The sequence below is a fragment of the Extensimonas soli genome (assembly GCF_029211265.1).
Taxonomy (GTDB): domain Bacteria; phylum Pseudomonadota; class Gammaproteobacteria; order Burkholderiales; family Burkholderiaceae_C; genus Extensimonas; species Extensimonas soli.
The window spans coordinates 107877-130686 of the sequence record NZ_JARGEL010000016.1 but is presented as its reverse complement, the minus strand read 5'-3'; the positions used below and the strand labels follow the sequence as shown (position 1 = coordinate 130686).

Below are 22810 nucleotides of genomic sequence, written 5' to 3'. Positions count from 1 at the left end.
GCCTCAGGCCCGTTGCGACGACACCCAGATACCGCCCACGATGAGCGCAAAGGCCGCGGCGTGGAACAGCTGCGGCGCCTCGCCCAGCAGCGCCGCGGAAAGCAGCGCCGCGAACAGCGGCGTGAGGTTGGAGAAAAAGCTCGCGATGGCCGGCCCCACGCGCTGCACGCCCATGCCCCAGCAGCGGTAGGCCACGACGGCCGGGCCGATGGCGATGAACGCGAGCGCCGCGACGAACAGCGCATTCCAGGTGACATGCCCGCGCCCCGTGGTCCACTCGAAGGCCGAGAGCGCGCCCGACCAGCCCAGACCGAAGACCATCTGCGCCATGAGCAGCCCGGCCCAGTCGCCGCGCATGCCTGCGGGCGCGCTGGTGCGCACCAGCAGCCAGCTGTAAAAAGCCCAGGAAATCGCCGCGAGCAGCATGAACAGATCGCCCGGCACCAGGCGCAGCGCAAGCAACTGCGCCCACTCGCCGCGGCTGAGCACCAGCAGCACGCCGCTGACCGACAGCAGCGCCCCCACCAACTGCCGCATGGCCACGGTGGCGCCGAAAAACAGCGCGCCCACGAGCAGCATCCACACCGGCATGCTCGCGCCCACGAGCGTCACGTTGATCGGCGTGGAGGTCTGCAGCGCCATGTATTGCAGCGCGTTGTACAGGCCAATGCCCAGCAGCCCGAGCAGCGCAAAGCGCCGCCACTGCCCCCACAGCGCGCTGCCGGGGCGCAGCACGCCATGGGCCAGCGGCAGCAGCAGCGCAAAGGCCAGCAGCCAGCGCAGAAAATTGAGCGTGAACGGCGAGACCAGCGTATGCACCATGCGGCCCGCCACGGCATTGCCCGCCCACATCAGCGGCGCGATGACGAGCAGGGCGGTGGTTGCAGGAGTGAGCTTTTGCGTCATGCCGCAACTGTAGCGGGCATGGCGCGCTTGCGGGCGCGGCGCGTCACACCTGCATGTTCATGATGTCGGTGTAGGCCTGCACCATGCGGTTGCGCACGTTGAGCGTGGCCTGAAAGCCGATCTGCGCCTTCTGGATCGCGAGCATGGTTTCTTCTAGGCTCACGGCGGGGTTTTCGAGTTGCACCTCGCGCTGCAGTTGCGTGGCCTGGTTTTGTGCCGCGCTCACCGATTGCAAGGCGCCCTTGAGTTCGCTGGCAAAGCCCGAAGCCCCGACACCGCCCGCGTCTGCCTGCGGCGCGGCGGCGCGGCGCGCCAGACCGGCGCCCGAGAGGGGGACGGTGGTGCTTGAAATGCGCAGGTCCATGGCAATATCCTCGGGGTGGAACGAAGCGATGGCGCAATGCTAGTGGCGTGCCGGCATTGCAGCGCGCCGAAATAATAGTCAAATGAACGCCTTATCGGACGAACAGACCCAGGGGGCGCGCGAATAATCACACAGCCCCGGCAGCCTGTCGGACTTTGGAATCGTCGGCTGCGAATGCGCCGCAGCGGCCCATTTTTTACCGTCTTCTTGCCCCATAGTCCCGCTATGGGGCGGCGAATCCGGCAAAAATTGGTCTCGCTGGGGTGCATTCTCGCTATCGACGCCCAAAGTCCGACAGGCTGCCAGAGTCTCGGCGCAGCTGTCCTTGGCATGCGCCGCGCGAGGAAACCACCCGAGCTTTTTCACGCACCATGTCCGCACTTGCTGAAATTCCCCACACCCCGCCGGCGCGCGCGCCCTGGCAGCAGCGGCTGTCGGCGCTGGATACGCCGCAGCGTCTGCGCCTGGGGCTTGGCCTGGCCTTGCTCGTGGCGCTGCTCGTGGCCGCCGTGGTGTTCGGCCGCCAGACCGACTACCGCGTGCTGTTCGCCAATCTGAGCGACAAGGACGGCGGCGCCATCGTCGCGCAGCTTGCGCAAATGAACGTGCCCTACAAATATTCCGAGGGCGGTGGCGCGATCCTCGTGCCGGCCGAGCGCGTGCACGACGTGCGCCTGCGCCTGGCGACGCAGGGCCTGCCCAAGGGCTCGGTGACGGGCTTCGAGATCATGGAAGGCGGCAACCGCTTCGGCATGACGCAATTCCAGGAGCGGGTCAACTTCCAGCGCGGGCTCGAAGGCGAACTCACGCGCTCGATCCAGGCCTTGTCCTCGGTGCAAAGCGCGCGCGTGCACCTGGCGCTGCCGAATCAAAATGGGTTTTTCCGCGAGCAGCAAAAGCCCACGGCATCGGTGTTGCTGAGCCTGTACCCGGGGCGCACGCTAGACCGCGCGCAGATCGCCGGCATCGTGCACCTCGTCGCTTCGAGCGTGCCCGAGATGTCGCCCGCAGACGTGAGCGTGCTCGACGACAGCGGCAAGCTGCTGTCGCAAGCCCCCGATGCTGCCGGCAGCGGCGCCGACGCGCAGCAGCTGGCCTACCAGCAGCAGCTCGAGCAGCAGTACGCGCGCCGCATCATGGACATCCTCGAGCCCGTCGTGGGGCCGGGCAACGTGAAGGCGCAGGTCACGACCGAGGTCGATTTCAGCCAGAGCGAGTCCACCTCTGAGCAGCACCGCCCCAACCTTGCGCCCGAGGCCAGCGCCGTGCGCAGCCAGCAGGTGGTGGAAAGCACCGGGCCGCAGCCATCCGGGCCGCCCGCAGGCGTTCCCGGGGCGACGAGCAACCAGCCGCCAGGCGCCTCGAGCGCGCCCATCAACGGCGCCTCGGCACCGCTGGCGGTGGCCAACGGCCAGCAGCAGGGCGCGCCTGCGGGCGCCGCGAGCAAGCGCGAATCGATCACCAACTACGAAGTCGACAAAACCGTGCGCGTGACGCGCGAAAACCCCGGCGCCGTCAAGCGCCTGTCCGCGGCCGTGGTCGTGAACTACCAGACACTCGAAGACAAGGGCAAGACCGTGACCAAGGCGCTCACGCCCGAGCAGGTCGAGCAGATGACCGCGCTGGTGCGTGACGCCATAGGCTTCAACAAGGAGCGCGGCGATTCGGTCAACCTCATGAATGCGCCGTTCCAGGCGCTCGCCGCCGCGCCGTCCGATCTGCCACTGTGGAAGCGCCCCGAAACCCTGGACCTGCTGCGCAGCTATGCGTGGCCCCTGGGCGCCGTGCTGCTCGCGGTGCTGGTGCTGTGGGGGCTGGTGCGCCCGGTGCTGCTGGGTGCGCGCAAAGCCGATGCAGGCGGGCGCACGCTCGACGCGCTCGAAGCCGAGCGGCCCGAGCGCCCACCCCTGCCGGCGCCTGCAGCCCGCACCGAGGCCCTGCCCGCGACGCCCGAGCAACTGCGCCTCGAAGAGGCGCGCTCGCTGGCCAAGCAAAACCCCGTGGCCGTGGCCAACATCCTCAAAACCTGGGTGAATGGTGAGACCATCCCCGGATGAGCGTGTGCCACAAGTATTTTGTTGAGATGACGCCACCATGGATGAGCAAGGTCTGAACAACGCCGCCATTTTGCTGATGTCCCTGGGCGAGGAAGAGGCGGCCGAGGTCTTCAAGCACCTTTCGCCCAAAGAGGTGCAAAAGCTCGGCGAGACCATCGCCCGCATGCGCACCGTCTCGCGCGAGAAGGTGGACGAGGTCATCAACCGCTTTTCCGACGCCGCAGCAGCGCAAAGCCTGCTCGTGTCCGATACCGGCAACTACGTGCGTGCGGTGCTCAAGCGCGCGCTCGGCGACGACAAGGCCGCGCTGCTGATCGACCGCATTTTGCAGGGCGGCGATGTGTCGGGCATAGAAAGCCTGAAGTGGATGGACCCCTTGTCGGTGGCCGAGCTGCTGCGCAACGAACACCCGCAGATCATCGCCGCGATCCTCGTGCACCTGGACCCCGACCACGCGGCGGACATCCTCAAGCAATTCAACGAACGCCAGCGTGCCGAAGTCATGCTGCGCGTGGCCACGCTCGAGGGCATTCAACCCACGGCGCTCAAGGACCTCAACGAGGTGCTGTTCCAGGTGCTCGCGGGCGGCGACAAGGTGCGCAAGAGCTCGCTCGGCGGGGTCAAGGCGGCCGCAGAGATCATCAACCTGCTCGGCGGCGCCATGGAAGGCGCCGTCATCGAGGCCATCCGCGGCCACGACCCCGACCTGGCGCAGAAGATCATGGACAAGATGTTCGTGTTCGACGACGTGCTCAAGCTCGACGACCGTTCCGTACAGACCGTGCTCAAGGAAGTAGCGTCGGAAACGCTGGTCGTGGCGCTCAAGGGTGCCGGGCCGGAGCTGCGCGAGAAGTTTTTCAGCAACATGTCTTCGCGCGCCGCCGAAGCGCTGCGCGAAGACCTCGAATCGCGCGGCCCCATGCGCCTGTCTGAAGTCGAGGCGCAGCAAAAGGAAATCCTCAAGACCGTCCGGCGCCTGGCCGACGAAGGCCAGGTCACGTTAGGCGGAGGCGGCGACGATGCCCTCGTCTGACACGCGCCACTACGCGCGCTTCATCCCGAGCGAGGAGGTGGGCGACGTCACGCAGTGGACCTTCGGCACCGTGAGCGCCGAGGGCGTGCACACCCCGCCTGCAGAGGCCGAACTGCCCGCAGCGGCTGCGCCCACGGTGGAGGAGATGACGGCGCAATTGCAACAGGTGCACGACGAGGCCTATGCCCAAGGCCTTGCCGCAGGCATGGAGCAGGGCCGCCAGCACGCCAGCCTCGAATGGCAGCAGCGCCTCGACGACTACATCGCGCACCAGGGGCAGCAGGCCGCCGAGCACTTGCAGGCCGTACACCAGTCTTTCGCGCAGGCGCTCGACGCGCTGCAGCAGCAGCTCGCCCAGCAGGTGCTGCAGCTGGCGTGTGAGCTCGCACGCCAGGTGGTGCGGCGCGAACTCGCCACCGACGCGCAGGCACTGCTGCCCGTGGTGCGTGAAGCCGTCGAACAGCTGCTCGCCGAAGGCCGGCCCGCGCGGGTGCGCCTGCACCCTGCCGACAAGGAGGCGCTAGGCCCCGCGCTGCAGGCGGCCTTTGCGCAGGTGAGCGGCGTGCAATGGCTGGCCGATGCCAGCGTGCCGGCCGGCGGCTGCCTGGTCGAATCGGGCGGCACGGTGATCGACGGGCGGCTCGCAACACGCTGGGAGCGCGCCGTCGCCGCGCTGGGGCTGGAGTCGGCGTGGCAGACCCCGCCCCCCGCAGAGCCGCCCTCGGCATTCCAGGATACGGGCCGCAGCACGTCACCTGATGAGGCCGAGCATGGCGATTGAACCCGGCGCCTGGGAGCGCTTTTTGCAAGAAGCCCGCGCGCGTGCCCGGGCAGAGTTGCCTTTGCAAAGCAGCGGCACGCTCACGCGCCTGACCGGGCTGGTGCTCGAAGCGAGCGGCATCCGCGCGCCCGTGGGGGCGCAGTGCACGGTGCAGATGCCGGGCCAGGACCCCGTGCTCGCCGAGGTCGTGGGCTTTGCGGGCGACCATGCCCTGCTTATGCCCGCGGGCGACATCCAGGGCCTCTCGCGTGGCGCGCGGGTGGTGCCGGCCGCGCCCTACGTGCCCGTGCCGCGCCTGGGCGAGCCGCCACGTGCGCCGCTGCGCGGCGGCGTGTTGCGCCTGCCCATGGGCGCGGGCCTGCTCGGGCGCGTGGTCGATGCGCAAGGCCAGCCGCTGGACCACGGCGGGCCGCTCGCCGAGGTGGCGGCCGTGCCGCTGGGTCGCGGCCAGATCAACGCCATGGAGCGCGACCCCGTGCGCACCCCGCTCGACACCGGCGTGCGCGCGATCAACGCCTTGCTCACCGTGGGGCGCGGCCAGCGCCTGGGGCTTTTCGCGGGCTCGGGCGTGGGCAAGAGCGTGCTGCTGGGCATGATGGCGCGCTACACGCAGGCCGACGTGATCGTGGTCGGGCTCATCGGCGAGCGCGGGCGCGAGGTCAAGGAATTCATCGAAGACATCCTCGGTGACGAGGGCCGTGCGCGCTCGGTCGTGGTGGCGGCACCGGCCGACGCGCCGCCGCTCTTGCGCATGCAGGGCGCGGCCTACGCCACGGCCGTGGCCGAACATTTCCGCGACCAGGGCCAGCACGTGCTGCTGCTCATGGATTCGCTGACACGCTACGCCATGGCACAGCGCGAGATCGCCCTGGCCATCGGCGAGCCGCCCGCCACCAAGGGCTACCCGCCCTCGTGCTTTGCCAGGCTGCCGCAGCTCGTCGAGCGCAGCGGCAATGGCTTGTACGGCGTGGGCTCGATCACGGCGTTCTACACCGTGCTGTCCGAGGGCGACGACCAGCAGGACCCGATCGTCGACGCGGCGCGCGCCATCCTCGACGGGCATATCGTGCTCTCGCGCGCGCTCGCCGAAGCCGGGCATTACCCGGCCATAGACATCGAACAATCGGCCTCGCGCGTAATGCACAGCGTGGTGCCGCGGGCGCACCTCGAGCTCGCGCGGCGCTTTCGCGCGCTTTACTCGCGCTACCAGAAAAGCCGCGACCTGATCCAGGTCGGCGCCTACGTGCCCGGCACCGACCCGCAGCTCGACGAAGCCATCCGCCTGCAGCCGCAGATGGCGGCCTTTTTGCAGCAGGACATGTACGAAGCCGCGACGCTCGAACACAGCGTGCAGGCCATGGCGCAACTGCTGGATGCCTAAATCATGAGCCACGCCCAAACCTTGAATGCCTTGCGCATTGCCATCGAAATGGCCGAACGCGAGCGCGACGCCGCGCGCCAGGGCCTGCACGGCGCGCTGTCCGCGCAGCAGGCGGCGCAGGCGCAGCTCGACCAGCTGCAGTCCTACGCGCAGGAGACCGAAACGCGCTGGGGCCCGCGCGCCGAGGCGCGCCTGCAGCCGCAGGTGCTGCAGCACCACTACCAGTTCATGGGGCGCCTGCAGCACGCCGCGGGCCTGCAAACCCAGGTGATGCAGGGCCACGCCGCGCGCCTGCAGCAGGCGCAGGATCAGCTCCTGAAAGCCGAACAGCGCTTGCTGAGCCTGCGCAAGCTGCTATCGCACAAAGAGCGCGAGCAGCAGCAACTGCAGGCGCGCCGTGAACAAAAGCAGACCGACGAGCGCGCCATGCTGCAGCACCGCCTGCGCACGCAGGCGGCCTCCCGCCCATGAGCCAACACCCGACACCGACGCAGCCCACGGAGCAATGACCATGGAACCCGCACGCATCGCCCCCGCCCCGCATCCGCCCAGCGCGCCGCAGCCAGCGCAGGCCTCATCCGACAAGGCCGCCGCCGACCCCAAGACGCAGGCGGGGTCGCAGGGTCGTGGCAGCTTTGCGGCCTTGCTGCTCGCGCTCGATGGCGCCGCCATGCCTGCGGCGGGCGGCGCCCCAGCCGACGCTGGTTTGGCGGCCGACGATGGCACCGCGGACGCCGCCGCCTTGGCCGACCCCGCCGCGTTGGCTGCGTGGCAGGGCGTGCTGGGTGGCCCGCAAGTGCAAGGCATGGCAAGGGGCGCGGCGGGCGGCGCGGTGGGCGATGGCGCGAAGGACGCGGCGACAGAGGGGCTCCTGGCCGGTGTGGGCCGCGGCAGCGCGTTCGACACCCTGTCCACCATCGCACAACCCCATGGCCTGGTCGCTCAGACGGCGCGGCTCGATCGTGCGGCGGATGTCACCGACTCCCAAGGCTTCCAGAGGCAGCAAGGGCCGCAGGCTTTGCGCCGCACGCTGGCGCGCAGCGCCGCGCAGGTGCAGGCAGGTCTCGTGGACAGCGCGGCGGCGCAAGCCACGGCGGCACCCGGCGCCACTGCGGCGCACGGCAGTCACACCGGAGCCGACGCGCTGGCTGCAGCAGGCCCGCAAGCCGCGCCCACCGATGCCGCCGGCGCCGGTGCGCGCGGGGTCGACGCCGCGCCGCGCAGCGACCCGCCATCGGCCGCCTTGCAGGCCACGCCAGCAACGCTGCAAACCGCAGCGCGCGATGCGCTCATCGCCGCTGCGGCCGCAGTGAGCACGGGTGTGGGCGCGGCCGGCGATGGGTTGCGCGCCAAAGACCGCGCGGGCGACGGCGGTGCCGCGCCGCAGGCTGTGGCCGTTGTGGGCGGCAGCACCTTCGGTTCGACGCTGCAGCAGGCCGCAGGCGCTGTCGATGCCAGCGCCATGCTCGCCGACCCGACACAGGCCGGGGCCGAAGACCGGCTTGCGCAGCAGATCAGCTACTGGGTGCACCAGACGACGCAGAACGCCGAAATGACCGTGGACCAAGGCGGCGCCGCGGTGCAGGTCAGCGTGTCCCTCACGGGCAACGAGGCGCGCGTGCACTTCATGACCGACCAGGCGCAGGCGCGCGCGCTGCTCGACGCAAACATGGCGCAGCTGCGCGAGCTGTTGCTGGGCCAGGGGCTGGTGCTCACGGGCACGAGCGTGGGCACCACGGCGCAGGGCCAGGGGCAGGCCGCCGGCGGACAGGCGCAGGGCCAGTCAGCGTCAGAGCGGCCAGGCCGTGCGCAGGGGCTGGTCGTGGCCGCGGCTGTGAATCCGGGCGGTGGCCTGCGCGCGAGCGTGGACCTGCGGCGCGCGCTCGACGTGTTTGCCTGACACCGGAGCCCTGCCCCATGGGGGGCGACAGATGTCTGAAAATGATGTGCCTTTTGTGCCGTTAACGCAGAAACATCAAGCGCTAAAAGCTATGATTTTTGATAATTCCGGTGTGGCATTTGCGGGAGCAGCCAAAGTGACCCTGGGCGCATCCACGGCGCGCGTGGCAGCCGTGCGGATGCGCCGTTTTCCGCCATTTTCCCGGCGCTATTCTGGCTATGATCCGGGGCCGCGCCGCCCATAATGGCTTGTCTGTCGCTTCGATTCGGGCATGCCCGCCGAGTGCCATCCTACGAGGAATCCGAACGTGCCTCCCCCTTCTCCCGCAGCGGCGCCCGCAGCCCCTGCCGCGCCGGCCAAAAGCAAGAAACGGCTGCTGACCATCCTTGCCGTGGTGCTCGTGCTGCTCGTCGCAGGTGGCGGCGCTGCCGCCTGGTTCATGTACCAGCGCGCCAACGCGGCGCTGGACGAGGATGCCGACGCCCCTGCGCATGCGCACAAGGGCAAGGCCAAATCGGAGCCGGCCGCGCCGCCCACGTACCTGGCGCTGGAAAACATGGTGGTCAACCTGGCCGACCCTGGTGGCGACCGCTTCGCGCAGATCGGCATCACCTTGGAGCTGTCCGACGCCAAGGCCTCCGACCAGGTCAAGCAATACCTGCCCACCATACGCAACGCCATCCTCCTGCTGATCTCGCAACGCAGCTCCGACGAGTTACTGCAGCGCGAGGGCAAGGAGGCGCTGGCCGAGGACATCCGGCGCGAGGTCTCGCGCCCGCTCGGGTACGCCGAGCCCCCCAAGAAGGGTGCAAGCGCGGCGCGCAACGGGCATGATGGCGCCGAAAACCCGGTGCGGCGCGTGCTGTTCTCGAGCTTCATCATCCAATAGCCGGGCAAGGAGCGCGCATGAGCGAAGCATTTCTGTCCCAGGAAGAGGTCGATGCCCTGCTCGAGGGCGTCACGGGCGAGAGCCAGAAGGCGGCGAAGGAAACCGTCGAGGCCGGCGGCGTGCGCAACTACAACCTCGCGAGCCAGGAGCGCATCGTGCGCGGGCGCATGCCCACGATGGAAATCGTCAACGAGCGCTTTGCCCGCAACTTCCGCATCGGCCTGTTCAACTTCATCCGCCGCAGCCCCGAAATTTCCGTGGGCACCGTCGCGGTGCAGCGCTACAGCGCCTTCTTGCGTGAGCTCGTGGTGCCCACCAACTTCAACCTCATGGCGGTGCGGCCCTTGCGCGGCAGCGGCCTGATCGTGTGCGAGCCGTCCATCGTCTTCGGCATCATCGACACCTTGTACGGCGGCGTGGGGCGCTTTCAGACGCGCATCGAGGGGCGCGACTTCTCGCCCACCGAGCAGCGCGTGATCCAGCGCCTCGTCGACGTCATCAGCACCGAATACAAAAAAGCCTGGCAAGGCATTTACCCGCTCGAGCTCAGCTACCAGCGCTCGGAAATGCAGCCGCAGTTCGCGAACATCGCCACGCCCAGCGAGGTCGTCGTGTCCACGGCGTTCCAGCTAGAGATCGGCGAGCTCGCGGGCGCCATCCACATCTGCATGCCCTACGCCACGCTCGAGCCCATACGCGACATCCTCTATTCCTCGACGCAGGGCGATTCGATCGAGGTCGACCGGCGCTGGGTCAAGGTGCTCTCGCGCGAAATCCAGGCAGCGGAAGTGACGCTCGTGGCCGAGCTCGCGCGCACCGAGCTGACCGTGGAGCAACTGCTCGCGATGAAGCCCGGCGACTTCATCGAGCTCGACCGCCAGCCGCGCATTCAGGCGTCGGTCGATGGCGTGCCGCTGTTCGAATGCCAGTACGGCACGCACAACGCCAAATACGCGATCCGCATCGAAGAGTCTTTGCGCACGGCCGATGCGGGCTGGATGGGAGAAAGACATGGCCACTGACAACAACCCCGAACACGGCGCCGCGGGCGACGACGACGCATTTGCCGACTGGGCGCAGGCGCTCGAAGAACAAAAAACCGCCGATCAACAGGCGCACGAGGCCGAGCAGGGCGGCCCGCTCTCGGGCGAGCCCGTGCACCCCGCGAGCGTTGCCGGCGAGCCGCCCGTGGGCGACATCAGCCGCGTGCTCGACATCCCCGTGCAGCTGTCGGTCGAACTGGGGCGTACCAAGGTGCCGATCAAATACATCCTGCAGCTCGCGCAGGGCTCGGTGGTCGAGCTCGACGCGCTCGCGGGCGAACCCATGGACGTGCTGGTCAACGGCTACCTGATCGCGCAGGGCGAGGTCGTGGTGGTGAACGACAAGTTCGGCATCCGCCTGACCGACGTGGTCACGCCGTCCGAGCGCCTGCGCCGGCTCAGCCGCGGTTGAGCCCGGGAGGCGGCGACATGGCCAACATGAGCCAGACATTTGCGATGCTGCTGCTGTTCGTGGGCGCGCTCGCGCTGCTACCCTGGCTGGTGCGGCGCCTGCAGCAGCGCCGGCTCGCCGACGCGGGTGCGGCCGGCGCCGGCGTGCGCGTGCTCTCGGCCGTGGCCGTGGGGCCGCAGCAGCGCGTGCTCACCGTCGAAGTCGGCCCCGAGGGCGCGCGCAGCTGGCTCGTGCTCGGCGTCACGGCGCAGCACATCAACTGCCTGCATGTGCTGCAGCCCGGCGCCGGCGCACCCGCCAAAGCCGGGGCTGTGCCGCTGTCCAACGCATTGGGCGACCTGGCACCGGCACCGAGCGCCGCACCGGGTGGAGACCCCGGCGCAGCCTCGTTCGCGCAGGCCTTGGCGCAGACGCAGTCCGCGCAGGGCAAGGGTGGCCATGGCTGAGCGCGCACGCCCAAACGGGCCACAGTGGCAAGCCGCAGCGCGCCGCACCTTGCTGGCGCTCGCAGGCGCGCTGCTCGTGCAATTACCTGCGCTCGCGCAGACCCCCGGCACGCTGCCCCTGCTCGTGGGCAGCGGCAGCGCGGGCACGAGCTACTCCGTGCCCATCCAGACGCTGCTGTTTTTCACTGCGCTGTCCTTTTTGCCCGCGGTGCTGCTCATGATGACCGCGTTCACGCGCATCGTGATCGTGCTGTCGCTGCTGCGCCAGGCGCTGGGCACGCAGGCGGCGCCGCCCAACCAGGTCATCATCGGGCTGTCGCTGTTTCTCACCTTTTTCGTCATGGGGCCGACGCTGGAGCGCGTCTACCAGGACGCCTACCTGCCTTACACCAAGAGCACGCTGAGCTTCGAGCAGGCGCTCGACAAGGCCGACGCGCCGCTGCGCGGCTTCATGCTCAAGCAGACGCGCCAGTCCGACTTTGCGCTGTTCGCGCGCCTGGCCAAGCTCGACGCCAAAACCACCGCCGAGACCGCGCCGCTGCGCGTGCTGGTGCCGGCTTTTGTGACCAGCGAGCTCAAGACGGCGTTCCAGATCGGCTTCATGGTGTTCATCCCCTTCCTCGTGATCGACATGGTGGTCTCGAGCATCCTCATGTCGCTGGGCATGATGATGCTCTCGCCCGTGCTCGTGGCGCTGCCGTTCAAGCTCATGCTGTTCGTGCTCGCCGACGGCTGGAATCTGCTCATAGGCTCGCTCGCCGCGAGCTTCGTGACCTGACCATGAACGCCCAAACCGTCCTCACCATGGGCCAGGAAGCGCTGATGCAGCTGCTCATGATCGCCATGCCCGTGCTCGGCGCAGTGCTGCTCGTGGGCCTGCTCGTGAGCATCTTCCAGGCCGTCACGCAGATCAACGAGGCCACGCTCGCTTTCGTGCCCAAGCTCATCGCCGCCGTGCTCGTGTTCGCCCTCGCGGGCCCGTGGATGCTCAGCTCGCTGGTGGACTACATTCGCCGCACGCTGGAGGCCATCCCCGGCGCGGTGGGCTGACCAGACCGCCCGGCACGCCATGATCTCCCTCTCCGAAGCCCAGCTCGTGGCCTGGATCGCGCCGCTGCTGTGGCCGTTTCTGCGCGTGCTCGCGCTGTTTTCGGTGGCGCCGGTGTTTTCCATGCGCGCCATCCCCATGCGCGTGAAGATCGGCCTGGCCTTTTTCGTGGCGCTGTGCGCGCAGGCCGTGCTCGCCGAGCAGCCGCGCATAGCCTTCACGGGGCCTGCGGCGCTGGGCGCCGTCGCGCAACAGCTCACCGTGGGCCTGGCCGTGGGCTTTGCCGCGCGCCTGGTGTTTGCCGCGGTGGAGCTCGCGGGCGAGGTGGTGGGCCTGCAGATGGGCCTCAATTTCGCCTCGTTCTTCGATCCCACGAGCAACGCCCAGGCGAGCGCCGTGGGGCAGTTCTTCGGCCATATCGCCACGCTGCTCTTCATCGTGCTCAACGGGCATTTGCTCGTGCTCATGGCCGTGGTCAAGAGCTTCGAGCGCTTTCCCGCCGACGGCAACTTTTTGCAGGCGCTGGCCACCATGCAGATCGCTCAACTCGGCGCGGCGGTGTTTTCGAGCGCGCTGTGGATCGCGCTGCCCATGATCGCGCTGCTGCTGTTCGTGAACCTCGCCATGGGCATCATCTCGCGCGTGGCGCCGCAAATGAACATCTTCGCCGTGGGCTTCCCGGTCACGCTCAGCGTGGGGCTGCTCGGCATCGCCGCCACCCTGCCCATGCTGGAGCAGCCTTTGCTCGCGCTGCTGCAGCGTGCGCTCGAGCTGTTTGCCTGAACACTCTAAGCCCCCACTGCAATAGACGTCATCCGCGCCGGCCGCCGAATTCCCGAGGGCTTTGCAGTACTATTGACCCCAAATATTGAACCTGGAGAGTGCCATGAGCGCCGTAGCCGAAAACATTGCCACTGCAATGCCCGCCCCCATCAACTTCACCGACAGCGCAGCGGCCAAGGTGGCGGACCTGATCGCCGAAGAAGGCAACCCGGACCTCAAACTGCGCGTGTTCGTGCAAGGTGGGGGCTGTTCGGGCTTTCAGTACGGCTTCACCTTCGACGAAGTCGTGAACGAGGACGACACCACCATGGTCAAAAATGGCGTTACCTTGCTGATCGACGCCATGAGCTACCAGTACCTGCTTGGCGCCGAGATCGACTACAAGGAAGACCTGCAGGGCGCGCAGTTCGTGATCCGCAACCCCAACGCCACGTCCACCTGCGGCTGCGGGTCGAGTTTTTCCGTTTGATCTTTTTGCCGGCGGTTCAGGCCGGATAGATTGCACCGAGCACACGGGCGCCGCGGGCGCCCGTGACGCTTGGCAGGCTGCCAGGTTCACCGCGCAGCGCCTGGCGCGCGAGCCAGGCAAAGGCTGCAGCCTCGACCTGCTGCACCGGCAGACCGAGTGCGTCGGTGGGCTGCACCTGATGCTGCGGCAGCCGGCGCTGCAGGCGTTGCAGCAGGTCGGCGTTGTACGCGCCGCCGCCGCACACGGCGAGCAAATTGCTATTTTCTCCATAGCACAAGGCGCTTTCTGCACAAGCGCTGGCGGTCAATTCGGCCAAGGTCGCCTGCACGTCTTCGGGCGCGGGCGGCGCATGTTCGGCCAGGTAAGCGCGCAGCCGCTCGGCGAGCCACGCGGCGTTGAACAGGTCGCGCCCGGTGCTCTTGGGCGGCGGAGCGTGGAAAAACGGCTCCTGCTGCAGTGTCGTGAGCAAGGCGGGCAGCACTCGCCCGCGCGCGGCCCAGGCGCCTTGCGCGTCGTAGGGCTGGCCGGTGTGCTGCTGGCACCAGTGGTCGAGCAGCATGTTGCCGGGGCCGCAGTCGAAGCCCCGCACGCTGCCGTCGGCGCGCAGCACGCTCAGGTTGGCGATGCCGCCGAGGTTGAGCACGAGCACGGTCTCGCCCGCGCGCCCGAACACCTGCTGGTGGAATGCCGGCACGAGCGGCGCGCCCTGCCCGCCCGCGGCGAGGTCGCGGCTGCGAAAGTCCGCCACCACGGTGATGCCGCAAAGCTCGGCGAGCAGCGCCGGGTTGCCGAGCTGCAGCGTGTAGCCCGTGCCGTCGAACGCGCCCGGCTGGTGGCGCACCGTTTGCCCGTGCGCGCCGATCGCCCGCACGGCTGCAGGGCGAGCGCCGCTCGCGGCCAGCAGCTCTTCCACCACCTGCGCATAGCTGCGCGCGATGGCGTTGCCGGCGAGCGCGGCCTGGTGCAGCTCATCCGATGCAGGAGAGTGCAGCGCAAGCAGCTGCGCTTTCAATTCAGGAGCTAGTGGCGCTGATGCAGCGGCCACTACAGCCCATTTGGACGTAGAAAAATCGACGAGCACGCCGTCCACACCGTCGAGCGAGGTGCCCGACATCAGGCCGATGTAGAGCTCGGACATCGGGCGCTGGGCGGTGGGGGATTGGGCGGCGCAGGGGTGCGGCGGTACGCAGGCGAATGGCGCTGGATTATTCCGCGCTGGCCTGTTGCACCTGCGCCGCGGCGTCGAGCCCCATGCGCATGCTGCGCGCGAGGCGCTCGAACGCGGGGCGCGCAGCGGCGGACACCGGCGCGGCAGCGGCGCTCGCCTGCGCCATGATCTGCGGGTCTTGCTGCTTGCCATCGACGCGGAATTCGAAGTGCAGGTGCGGCCCCGTGGCCCAGCCCGTCGCGCCCACCGCGCCTATGGTCTGGCCCTGCTCCACGCTCTGGCCCTTGCGCACGTCGATGCGGCTCAGGTGCGCATAAACGGTGACATGGGCTTTGTCGTGCTGCACGAAAACCACGTTGCCGTAGCCGTTTTGCACGCCCGCAAATGCGACCACGCCGTTGCCCACGGTGCGCACGGGCGTGCCCGTGGGCGCGGCAAAGTCGGTGCCCAGGTGCGCGCGCCACTGCTGCAAAATGGGGTGAAAGCGCATCGCAAAACCGCTAGAGACGCGCGAAAACGCCACCGGCGCGGCGAGGTAGGCCTTGCGCAGGCTTTGCCCGTCGAGCGTGTAGTAGGCGCCTTTGCCCGCGCCCGGTTCCTGGAACCAGACGGCCTGGTGCGTCTTGCCGTTGTTGTGGAACTCGGCGCTGAGCACGCGGCCGCTGCGCAGCGGCTCGCCGTCGGCTTCGAGCACTTCATAGACCAGCGAGAAGCGGTCGCCACGGCGCAGCGCGCGGCGAAAGTCGATGTTGGCCCCGAAAATTTCGGCCAGCTGTATGGCCACCGCGTCCGGGATGCCCGCGGCGTCGGTGGCCGCGAACAGCGAGCTCTGGATGATGCCGCCCGCAAGGCGTGCTTGTGCGACCAGCGGTGCGCTCTCGATGCGCGCGCTGAAGCGCTCGGCCTCGCCCTGGCGTTCGACCACCAGGCGCTGGAAGGTATTGCTATCGTCGGGCGCCCAGCGCACGGTGAGCTTGCGCAGGCGGTGGTCGTCGGTGGTTTCGACCGACACCAGGCGTCCTGTGCGCCCCAGCAGGTGCTGGCGCGCGGCATCGTTGCTGCGCAAGAACGCTGCCGCGCCCGGGTCGGCCACGCCCAGGCGCTGCAGCAGCGACTCGGCGGTGTCGCTGCTGCGCGTGAGCTCGGAGCGGTAGAGCGAAAACCCCGGCGCCTGGAGCGCATCGAGCGCCGTGCCCTCGGCCAGCGAATCGACGGGGTAGCTGATCTGCCGCACGGGCAGATCGGCCGCGTCGGGCCCTAAAGCCGCCACGGCAAACGCGGCGCCGCCGCCCGTGAGCAGCAGGGCAGCGACGGCGGTGGTGATACGGCGGGGGTGATTTTGTGTGGTGCGTGACAGTTGCGTTAGCAATGCCTTGCCGGTGGAAGCCAAACCGTGGATCAAGATCTATCCCCAAACTGCAAGGGCTGCCTGGCCCAGGCGCTGGCGCCAAGCCAGCGCTGCCAGGACAGCCTTCAAAGTTCAAAGCGCGCAGACGAAAAGACCGCGCAAGCAAAAATACTGCGAAACCCTCGGGCTGCGCGGCATGCGCGCCCAAAGATTCCCTCGGAAGGGGTAGGCGGTGCGGCACTAAAATCCGGCGCCACCCACCAAAAGTGGGCCGCAGTATAGCGACGCCTGTCGCGCCGGCATCCCTGAAAACCCTATGAATCCTTCCGCCGTTACAAAATACCCCGTGACCGATGCCGTGCGGCACGCGCTCGAAGTCACTTTGCGCGGGGCCGAAGAGCTGCTGCCGCAGGACGCCTGGGTGCAAAAATTGGCGCGCTCTGAAGCCACGGGCAAGCCGCTGCGCATCAAGCTGGGGCTGGATCCGACCGCGCCCGACATCCACATCGGCCACACCGTGGTGCTCAACAAGATGCGCCAGTTGCAAGACCTGGGCCACCAGGTGATCTTTCTGATCGGCGACTTCACGAGCCTGATCGGCGACCCATCGGGGCGCAACAGCACGCGCCCGCCGCTCACGCCCGAGCAGATCAAGACCAACGCCGAAACCTACTACCGCCAGGCCAGCCTGGTGCTGGACCCCGCGCGCACCGAGATCCGCTACAACAGCGAGTGGAGCGAGCCGCTGGGCGCGCGCGGCATGATCCAGCTCGCGGCCAAATACACCGTGGCGCGCATGATGGAGCGCGACGACTTCCACAAGCGCTTCAGCACCGGCCAGCCCATCAGCGTGCATGAGTTCCTCTACCCGCTGATGCAGGGCTACGACTCGGTCGCGCTCAAGAGCGACCTGGAGCTCGGCGGCACCGACCAGAAGTTCAACCTGCTCATGGGGCGGCACCTGCAGCAGGAATACGGCCAGGAGCCGCAGTGCATCCTGACCATGCCGCTGCTCGAAGGGCTGGACGGCGTCGAGAAGATGTCGAAGAGCAAAAACAACTACATCGGCATCACCGAAGACGCCAACACCATGTTCGCCAAGGTCATGAGCATCTCGGACACGCTGATGTGGCGCTGGTTCACGCTGCTGTCGTTCCGCTCGCTCGCCGAGATCGAGCAGCTCCAGCAGGAAGTCGCTGCCGGGCGCAATCCGCGCGACGTGAAGGTGCTGCTGGCCAAGGAGATCACGGCACGCTTTCATTCGCCGCAGGCGGCCGATGCGGCCGAGCAGGACTTCGTGCTGCGCAGCAAGGGCGGCGTGCCCGAGCAGATCCCCGAGGTGCAGCTCACGGGCGCGCCGCTGGGCATAGGCGCACTGCTCAAGCAGGCGCAGCTCGCGCCCTCGACGAGCGAGGCGAACCGCCTCATCGATGGCGGCGGCGTGCGCATCGATGGCAGCGTGGTCAGCGACAAGGGCCTCAAGCTGCCGGCGGGCAGCTACGTGGTGCAGGTGGGCAAGCGCAAGTTCGCGCGCGTGAGTTTGACCTGACTTTGCAGCGGGAAGGGAAAATGATGACAGCGCTCGACATCGTCGTCATGGCGGCCGGCAAGGGCACGCGCATGAAAAGCCGCATCCCCAAGGTCTTGCAGCGCCTCGCGGGGCGCGCGCTGCTGCTGCATGTGCTCGGCCAGGCGGCGCGGCTCGCACCGCGGCGCGTGGTCGTGGTGACGGGGCACGGCGCTCCTGAAGTAGAAGCTGCTTGCGACCGTGCCATAAGCCTTGAGGGCTATTTTGACCATCATTTTGAGCTGCACTGCGTGCGCCAGGAGCCGCAGCTCGGCACGGGGCACGCGGTGCAGCAGGCGGCGCCGCTGCTAGGAGCCTGTCGGACTTTGGGCGTCGATAGCGAGAATGCGCCGCAGCCGACGATTCCAAAGTCCGACAGGCGCCTAGAGGACGACGGCCTCGTGCTCGTGCTCTCGGGCGACGTGCCGCTCACGCAGGCCGACACGCTGCGCGCGCTCGTCGCCGCGGCGCAGGGCGCGCGGCTCGCATTGCTCACCGTCAAGCTGCCCGACCCCACGGGCTACGGCCGCATCGTGCGCGCGGCCGACGGCAGCGTGCAGCGCATCGTCGAACACAAAGACGCGAGCGCCGCCGAGCGCGCGCTGAGCGAGGTTTACAGCGGCATCATGGCCGTGCCCGCGCGCCTGCTCAAGGGCTGGCTCGCGCGCCTTACAAACGACAACGCGCAGGGCGAGTATTACCTCACCGACGTGGTCGCCATGGCCGTGCACGATGGCGTGCCCGTGGTCGCGCACTGCATCGACGACGCGCTGCAGGTCGCGGGCGTGAACAGCCCCGCGCAGCTCGCGGCGCTCGAGCGCGCACACCAGGCGCGCCAGGCGCAGGCGCTGATGGAGCAGGGCGTGCGCCTGGCCGACCCGGCGCGTTTTGACTTGCGCGACGACGCGCGCGATGGCACGCGCGCCGAACTGCGCTGCGCGCAGGATGTGGACATCGACGTGGGCTGCATCTTCACGGGTTGCGTGGAGCTCGGCGAGGGCGTGCAGATCGGCGCGCACTGCCACATCAGCAATGCGCGCATCGCCGCGGGCGCGGTGATCCACCCTTATACGCACATCGATGGCGAGCAGCTGGGCGCAGAAGTGGGCCCGGGTGCTTTGGTCGGCCCGTTCGCGCGCCTGCGCCCGGGCGCGCAGCTCGGGCCGCAGGTGCACATCGGCAACTTCGTCGAGGTCAAAAACAGCACGCTGGCCGAGGGCGCCAAGGCCAACCACCTCGCCTACCTCGGCGACGCGAGCGTGGGCGCGCACGTCAACTACGGCGCCGGCAGCATCACCGCGAACTACGACGGTGCCAACAAGCACCGCACCGTGCTCGAAGCCGACGTGCACGTGGGCAGCAACTGCGTGCTCGTGGCGCCCGTGACGGTGGGCGCAGGCGCCACCGTGGGCGGCGGCTCGACCATCACCAAAGACGTGCCCGCGGGCGCGCTCAGCGTGGCGCGCGGCAAGCAGGTCAACATCCCCGGCTGGCAGCGGCCGGTCAAGCAGCGTAAAGCGTGACCATGCCTGACTTGCACTGCGGCGCCAGCGCAAGCGACGAGGCGCAGACCGTGGCCGATGGCAGCGCCGCCGACGTAACGGGCTTTTCCGACGTAGCAGCGCTGCGCGCCGCGCTCGCGCAATGCCAGCAGCACAACGCGGCGCTCGCAGCCGCGCAGGAGGAGTTCTTGCGCGCCGTCGCGCACGACCTGCGCGCGCCGCTGCGCCACGTGACGGCCTACGGCGAGCTCGTGCGCGAGCTGCTCACCGAATTGCTTGACGCGGCGCCAGCGCAGCCCGCTGCGGCCGACGGGCAGCGGCAGACCGTGCAAGAGGCGCTCGACTTCCTTGCGACCATGGCGCAGTCGGCGCGGCGTATGGGGCGCATGCTCGACGGCTTGCTTGCGCTCTCACGCGCACAGCGGGTGCCGCTCGCATGCGCGCCGGTCGAACTCGCGCCGCTGCTGGCCGAAGTGCGCGCCCAGCTTGCGCCTGAGGCAGCCGGGCGCACCGTCGAGTGGCAGATCGCCCCCGACCTGCCCGTGCTGTGGGCCGACGCGGCGCTGCTGCGCGATGTGCTGCGCGAGCTGCTCGACAACGCGCTCAAGTTCACGCGCGGGCGTGCCGTGGCGCGCATCGCCGTGCGCAGCGCGGCGGAGGCGGGCGGCGATGGCGTGCTGCTCGTCGAAGACAACGGCGTAGGCTTCGATGCGGCGCGCGCGGGTGCGCTGTTTGGTGTGTTCCAGCGCCTGCACCGCGAGGAAGATTTCCCCGGCGTGGGCGCGGGCCTCGCGCTGTGCCGCGCCATCGCCGAGCGCCACGGCGCGCGCATCGCCATCACCGTCGTGCCCGACGCGGGCTGCAGCGTGCGCCTGCAATGGCCGCGGCCCGCCTGGCCAGGCTGACGCCGGCCGCAGGCCCATTGTGCTCATACGAGGGGAGCAAACGCGGTCACGGGCGCGTTTGACACGCCATTGCGCCCGGCTTTTTTGACTTCGTACAGCGCGCCGTCGGCGGCAGTCATCCAGGCGCGCAGGTCGCTGTGGCCATGCTCGGCGCAGGCCACGCCCACACTGCAGGTGAAGTGCACTTCGGGCATGTCGCGCAGTTGCAATCCTTCCACCTGCGCGCGGATGCGCTGCGCAATCTGTAAGGCATCTTCAAGCTGCATGCCGGGCAGCAGCACGGTGAATTCGTCGCCGCCGTAGCGGCCCGCGCAGTCGGTGGCGCGCACATTTCTGCGCACCACCTGGGCCAGCGCGCGGATGACTTCGTCGCCCACGCTGTGGCCGTGGGTGTCGTTGATCTGCTTGAAGTGGTCGATGTCCAGCATCAGCATGCACGCTGGCGCGCCATGGGCATGGCAGGCGCGCAGCGCCGCCGCGGCCTGTTCCTCCCAATGGCCGCGGCCATAAAGACCCGTGAGCGCGTCGATGCGGCGCAGCGCGTCGAGCTCCAGGTTCTGCCGCGTCACCTTGCGGATCAGGCGGTGGCTGGTCATGCTCGAGGAGAGCGTGTGCACGATGAGCATGGGCAGGCACGCGAGGATCACGTACATGGAGCTTTCAGGCGCCCAGTGAAAGCCTGCGAGCAGACCACACAGGAGAGCTCCGGCGATCAGCCCCAGAAGTGAAACAATCCACAGCCCCCGTATGCCCGAGGCGATGCGGTCCATCATGGCCAGCGTGACCACGAGCACGCTGGGCAGCAGGTTGAAGTGCATCAAAGGCAGCAGCGCGCCGAAGAAAAAGGTGTCAAGCACCAGATTGATGATTTCAGCCCGGTAGCGGTTGCTGCTGTATTTGGAGACCAGGTAGGCCAGATGGGGCCACAGATAGCATACGAACAGGGAAAAGCCCCAGGCGGCAGAACCCGCATGGCGCTCCCAGAACACCGTGCCCACCGCCAAGCCACCCAATCCCAGTCCCAGCACGCGCAAGGGATAGATGATGCGGAAAAAATGCTGCTGCGAAGGATGCACGGCGCGACTCGGTGGTGGCAGGGCGGGCTGCGGAGGGTGTGACCAGAACCGCTGAAGCGGCAAAGTGTAAGTTTGAGCCTGCGTCAAGCGCAAGCAAAAATCGGTTCCGCGCCGCCCGCAGAACAGGTTGGCAGTGCGTGTTCCGCAACGGCGCCGGTTGCCGGGCGCGGCCTGGTTGTAGGAGGGAGGGTTGCGGACCGTGCCCGTAAAATGCCCCGCATTAAACCCAGATTGTCCATGAGGCGGTGCTGTGCACCTACGCGGGCGCTGGCGGACGTCTGACGGTCATTTTGGCCGCGGCTTCGTCGTCCATGGCACCGGCCATGCACTCCTCAGCCGCGACCAAACTGCCTCGCCAGCCGCCTCGCCATCATCCCGCGTCCTCATGGACAATCTGGGTCTGGACTTACGCAAACAAGGATGCTGCAGAGTGTTTTGCCATGGGGCGAGCGCCTTGCCTCACCCCGATTTGCGTAAGTCGTGTGGGTTAAAGGCTGCCGCCCCGGCGGCCTTTGTTTTCCATGCATCACCGGGGCCATGTCGAGGAAAACCATGTGCAAAAACCTCATGCGCCGGCGCGCGTTCGGCTTGGGCCTGGGCGCATTCGCGGGTGCCACCTTGCTTCCCGCCGCTTTCTCCCAGACCCGCACCACGGCAGCGGCGGTGTCCATGCCCGCTGCAGCAGCACCGCTCAAGGTCGGCTTCGTCTATGTCTCTCCGGTTACGGACGCAGGCTGGACGCACCAGCACGAGCTGGGCCGCAGGGCCGTGCAGGAGGCGCTGGGCGCGCGCGTGCAGACCCGTTACGTGGAAAACGTGCCCGAGGGCGCGGACGCCGAGCGCGTGCTGCGCGAGCTCGCCGCGGCGGGCCACCAGCTCATCTTCACGACCAGCTTTGGTTACATGGAGCCCGTGCTGCGCGTGGCGCGCGAATTCCCGCAGGTGAAGTTCGAGGCCATCACCGGCTACAAGACCGCGCCCAACGTGGCCACGGCGAACGCGCGCTACTACGAGGGGCGCTACCTCGCGGGCATTGCGGCGGGGAGGCTTGCGCGCAGTGGCGTGGCGGGTTACGTGGCGGGCTTTCCCATCCCCGAGGTGCTGCAGGGGCTGAACGCGTTCACGCTGGGCATGCGTTCGGTCAACCCTGCGGCGCGCGTCAAGCTCGTGTGGCTGGACGCCTGGTTCGACCCGCCGCGCGAGCGCGACGCCGCGGTGACGCTGATGAACCAGGGCGCCGAGGTGCTCGCGTTCCACACGGGCTCGAGCGCGGTGATGGCCGCGGCGCAGGAGCGCGGCCGGCTCGCCGTCGCCTACCACTCCGACATGCGCAGCGTGGCGCCCGATGTGCAGCTGCTCGCCGTGGTGCACGAATGGGGCGGCTACTACACCGAGCGCGTGCGTGCGCTGCTCGAAGGGCGCTGGCAAAGCGGCAATTTCTGGGGCGGCGTGCGCGCGGGCATGGTGCGCGTGGGCGCCTTCGGCCCCAGGATGCCGCCCGCCGTGCAGGCCGAGGTGCTCGCGGCGCAACAGGCCGTCGCCGACGGGCGCCTGCGGCCTTTCGCTGCCGGCCGGCAGGCCGTGCGCGACAACCAGGGCCGGGTGGTGATCCCCGCAGGCCAGGCGCTTGGCGACGCGCAGATTTTGCAGATGAATTGGCTTGCTGAAGGCGTGCAGGGAACGCTGCCGCCGTAAGCAAGCTTGGGCGAAAAATGGCGTTTGTGCTTATGAG

Annotated in this window: 25 protein-coding genes; 19 read left to right on the top strand and 6 right to left on the bottom strand. The window is 68.5% G+C overall.

Features of this window, described 5'->3' with window-relative positions; genetic code table 11:
• Positions 1-3 precede the first annotated feature (3 nt).
• The 3 genes from PYV55_RS07735 to PYV55_RS07725 form a co-directional block, all read right to left on the bottom strand.
• On the bottom strand, positions 4-906 hold the full coding sequence (locus PYV55_RS07735; protein ID WP_275850110.1) for a DMT family transporter: 903 nt from the start codon (positions 904-906) through the stop codon (positions 4-6).
• A 43-nt stretch (positions 907-949) separates the two neighbouring features.
• Positions 950-1270 carry a flagellar hook-basal body complex protein FliE gene (gene fliE / locus PYV55_RS07730; protein ID WP_275850109.1) on the bottom strand — a complete coding sequence of 107 codons (321 nt, stop codon included), beginning with the start codon at positions 1268-1270 and terminating at the stop codon, positions 950-952.
• Between the two features lie 78 nt (positions 1271-1348).
• Positions 1349-1636 carry a hypothetical protein gene (locus PYV55_RS07725; RefSeq protein WP_275850108.1) on the bottom strand — a complete coding sequence of 96 codons (288 nt, stop codon included), beginning with the start codon at positions 1634-1636 and terminating at the stop codon, positions 1349-1351.
• A gap of 5 nt (positions 1637-1641) precedes the next feature.
• Between PYV55_RS07725 and fliF the strand changes: the two genes are divergently transcribed.
• From fliF to erpA, 15 genes are all read left to right on the top strand, one after another.
• Positions 1642-3327: a flagellar basal-body MS-ring/collar protein FliF gene (gene fliF / locus PYV55_RS07720; protein WP_275850107.1), complete on the top strand. Its 1686-nt coding sequence runs from the start codon at positions 1642-1644 to the stop codon at positions 3325-3327.
• A gap of 37 nt (positions 3328-3364) precedes the next feature.
• Complete coding sequence (gene fliG / locus PYV55_RS07715) at positions 3365-4360, top strand: flagellar motor switch protein FliG (protein ID WP_275850106.1); 996 nt, start codon at positions 3365-3367, stop codon at positions 4358-4360.
• Positions 4347-5141, top strand: a complete 795-nt coding sequence (locus PYV55_RS07710) for a FliH/SctL family protein (RefSeq protein WP_275850105.1) — start codon at positions 4347-4349, stop codon at positions 5139-5141. The genes fliG and PYV55_RS07710 overlap by 14 nt, the downstream gene beginning before the upstream one ends.
• A complete protein-coding gene (gene fliI, locus PYV55_RS07705; protein ID WP_275850104.1) occupies positions 5131-6522 on the top strand; it encodes a flagellar protein export ATPase FliI in 1392 nt (463 codons plus the stop codon). The genes PYV55_RS07710 and fliI overlap by 11 nt, the downstream gene beginning before the upstream one ends.
• Positions 6523-6525: 3 nt before the next feature.
• Entirely contained in the window at positions 6526-6993 is a 468-nt protein-coding gene (gene fliJ, locus PYV55_RS07700) for a flagellar export protein FliJ (protein ID WP_275850103.1), read from the top strand.
• A 40-nt stretch (positions 6994-7033) separates the two neighbouring features.
• Positions 7034-8422, top strand: a complete 1389-nt coding sequence (locus PYV55_RS07695) for a flagellar hook-length control protein FliK (RefSeq protein WP_275850102.1) — start codon at positions 7034-7036, stop codon at positions 8420-8422.
• A gap of 31 nt (positions 8423-8453) precedes the next feature.
• Positions 8454-8666, top strand: a complete 213-nt coding sequence (locus PYV55_RS07690) for a hypothetical protein (RefSeq protein WP_275850101.1) — start codon at positions 8454-8456, stop codon at positions 8664-8666.
• Between the two features lie 63 nt (positions 8667-8729).
• Positions 8730-9311, top strand: a complete 582-nt coding sequence (locus tag PYV55_RS07685; RefSeq protein ID WP_275850100.1) for a flagellar basal body-associated FliL family protein — start codon at positions 8730-8732, stop codon at positions 9309-9311.
• A gap of 17 nt (positions 9312-9328) precedes the next feature.
• Complete coding sequence (gene fliM, locus PYV55_RS07680; RefSeq protein ID WP_275850099.1) at positions 9329-10333, top strand: flagellar motor switch protein FliM; 1005 nt, start codon at positions 9329-9331, stop codon at positions 10331-10333.
• Positions 10323-10766: a flagellar motor switch protein FliN gene (gene fliN, locus PYV55_RS07675; protein ID WP_275850098.1), complete on the top strand. Its 444-nt coding sequence runs from the start codon at positions 10323-10325 to the stop codon at positions 10764-10766. The genes fliM and fliN overlap by 11 nt, the downstream gene beginning before the upstream one ends.
• A 26-nt stretch (positions 10767-10792) precedes the next feature.
• The gene (locus PYV55_RS07670; RefSeq protein WP_275850097.1) at positions 10793-11212 is read left to right on the top strand and encodes a FliO/MopB family protein; all 420 of its coding nucleotides are present in this window, start codon (positions 10793-10795) and stop codon (positions 11210-11212) included.
• Positions 11205-11990 (top strand): flagellar type III secretion system pore protein FliP, encoded by a 786-nt coding sequence (fliP, locus tag PYV55_RS07665; RefSeq protein ID WP_275850096.1) that lies wholly within the window; start codon positions 11205-11207, stop codon positions 11988-11990. The genes PYV55_RS07670 and fliP overlap by 8 nt, the downstream gene beginning before the upstream one ends.
• Before the next feature lie 2 nt (positions 11991-11992).
• A complete protein-coding gene (fliQ, locus tag PYV55_RS07660; RefSeq protein ID WP_275850095.1) occupies positions 11993-12262 on the top strand; it encodes a flagellar biosynthesis protein FliQ in 270 nt (89 codons plus the stop codon).
• A 19-nt stretch (positions 12263-12281) separates the two neighbouring features.
• Positions 12282-13043 (top strand): flagellar biosynthetic protein FliR, encoded by a 762-nt coding sequence (fliR, locus tag PYV55_RS07655; RefSeq protein WP_275850094.1) that lies wholly within the window; start codon positions 12282-12284, stop codon positions 13041-13043.
• Positions 13044-13146: 103 nt separating this feature from the next.
• Positions 13147-13512: an iron-sulfur cluster insertion protein ErpA gene (erpA, locus tag PYV55_RS07650; protein WP_275850093.1), complete on the top strand. Its 366-nt coding sequence runs from the start codon at positions 13147-13149 to the stop codon at positions 13510-13512.
• 16 nt (positions 13513-13528) lie between these two features.
• Here the strand turns inward: erpA and PYV55_RS07645 are convergent, their stop codons facing one another.
• Together PYV55_RS07645 and PYV55_RS07640 are read right to left on the bottom strand one after the other, a co-directional pair.
• On the bottom strand, positions 13529-14650 hold the full coding sequence (locus PYV55_RS07645) for an anhydro-N-acetylmuramic acid kinase (protein WP_275850092.1): 1122 nt from the start codon (positions 14648-14650) through the stop codon (positions 13529-13531).
• Positions 14651-14717: 67 nt separating this feature from the next.
• Complete coding sequence (locus PYV55_RS07640) at positions 14718-16082, bottom strand: M23 family metallopeptidase (RefSeq protein ID WP_275850091.1); 1365 nt, start codon at positions 16080-16082, stop codon at positions 14718-14720.
• Between the two features lie 262 nt (positions 16083-16344).
• On the opposite strand from PYV55_RS07640, the gene tyrS reads away from it, so the two are divergent.
• From tyrS to PYV55_RS07625, 3 genes are read left to right on the top strand one after another with little or no spacing between them, the layout of a single operon-like run.
• Complete coding sequence (gene tyrS / locus PYV55_RS07635) at positions 16345-17577, top strand: tyrosine--tRNA ligase (protein WP_275850090.1); 1233 nt, start codon at positions 16345-16347, stop codon at positions 17575-17577.
• Positions 17578-17600: 23 nt separating this feature from the next.
• Positions 17601-19118: a bifunctional UDP-N-acetylglucosamine diphosphorylase/glucosamine-1-phosphate N-acetyltransferase GlmU gene (gene glmU, locus PYV55_RS07630; protein ID WP_275850178.1), complete on the top strand. Its 1518-nt coding sequence runs from the start codon at positions 17601-17603 to the stop codon at positions 19116-19118.
• A gap of 2 nt (positions 19119-19120) precedes the next feature.
• Complete coding sequence (locus PYV55_RS07625; protein WP_275850089.1) at positions 19121-20002, top strand: sensor histidine kinase; 882 nt, start codon at positions 19121-19123, stop codon at positions 20000-20002.
• Positions 20003-20025: 23 nt separating this feature from the next.
• On the opposite strand, the gene PYV55_RS07620 is transcribed toward PYV55_RS07625, so the two are convergent.
• Complete coding sequence (locus PYV55_RS07620) at positions 20026-21078, bottom strand: sensor domain-containing diguanylate cyclase (protein WP_275850088.1); 1053 nt, start codon at positions 21076-21078, stop codon at positions 20026-20028.
• Between the two features lie 567 nt (positions 21079-21645).
• Here PYV55_RS07620 and PYV55_RS07615 point away from each other — a divergent pair.
• The gene (locus PYV55_RS07615; RefSeq protein ID WP_407066782.1) at positions 21646-22773 is read left to right on the top strand and encodes a BMP family ABC transporter substrate-binding protein; all 1128 of its coding nucleotides are present in this window, start codon (positions 21646-21648) and stop codon (positions 22771-22773) included.
• Positions 22774-22810: the final 37 nt, after the last annotated feature.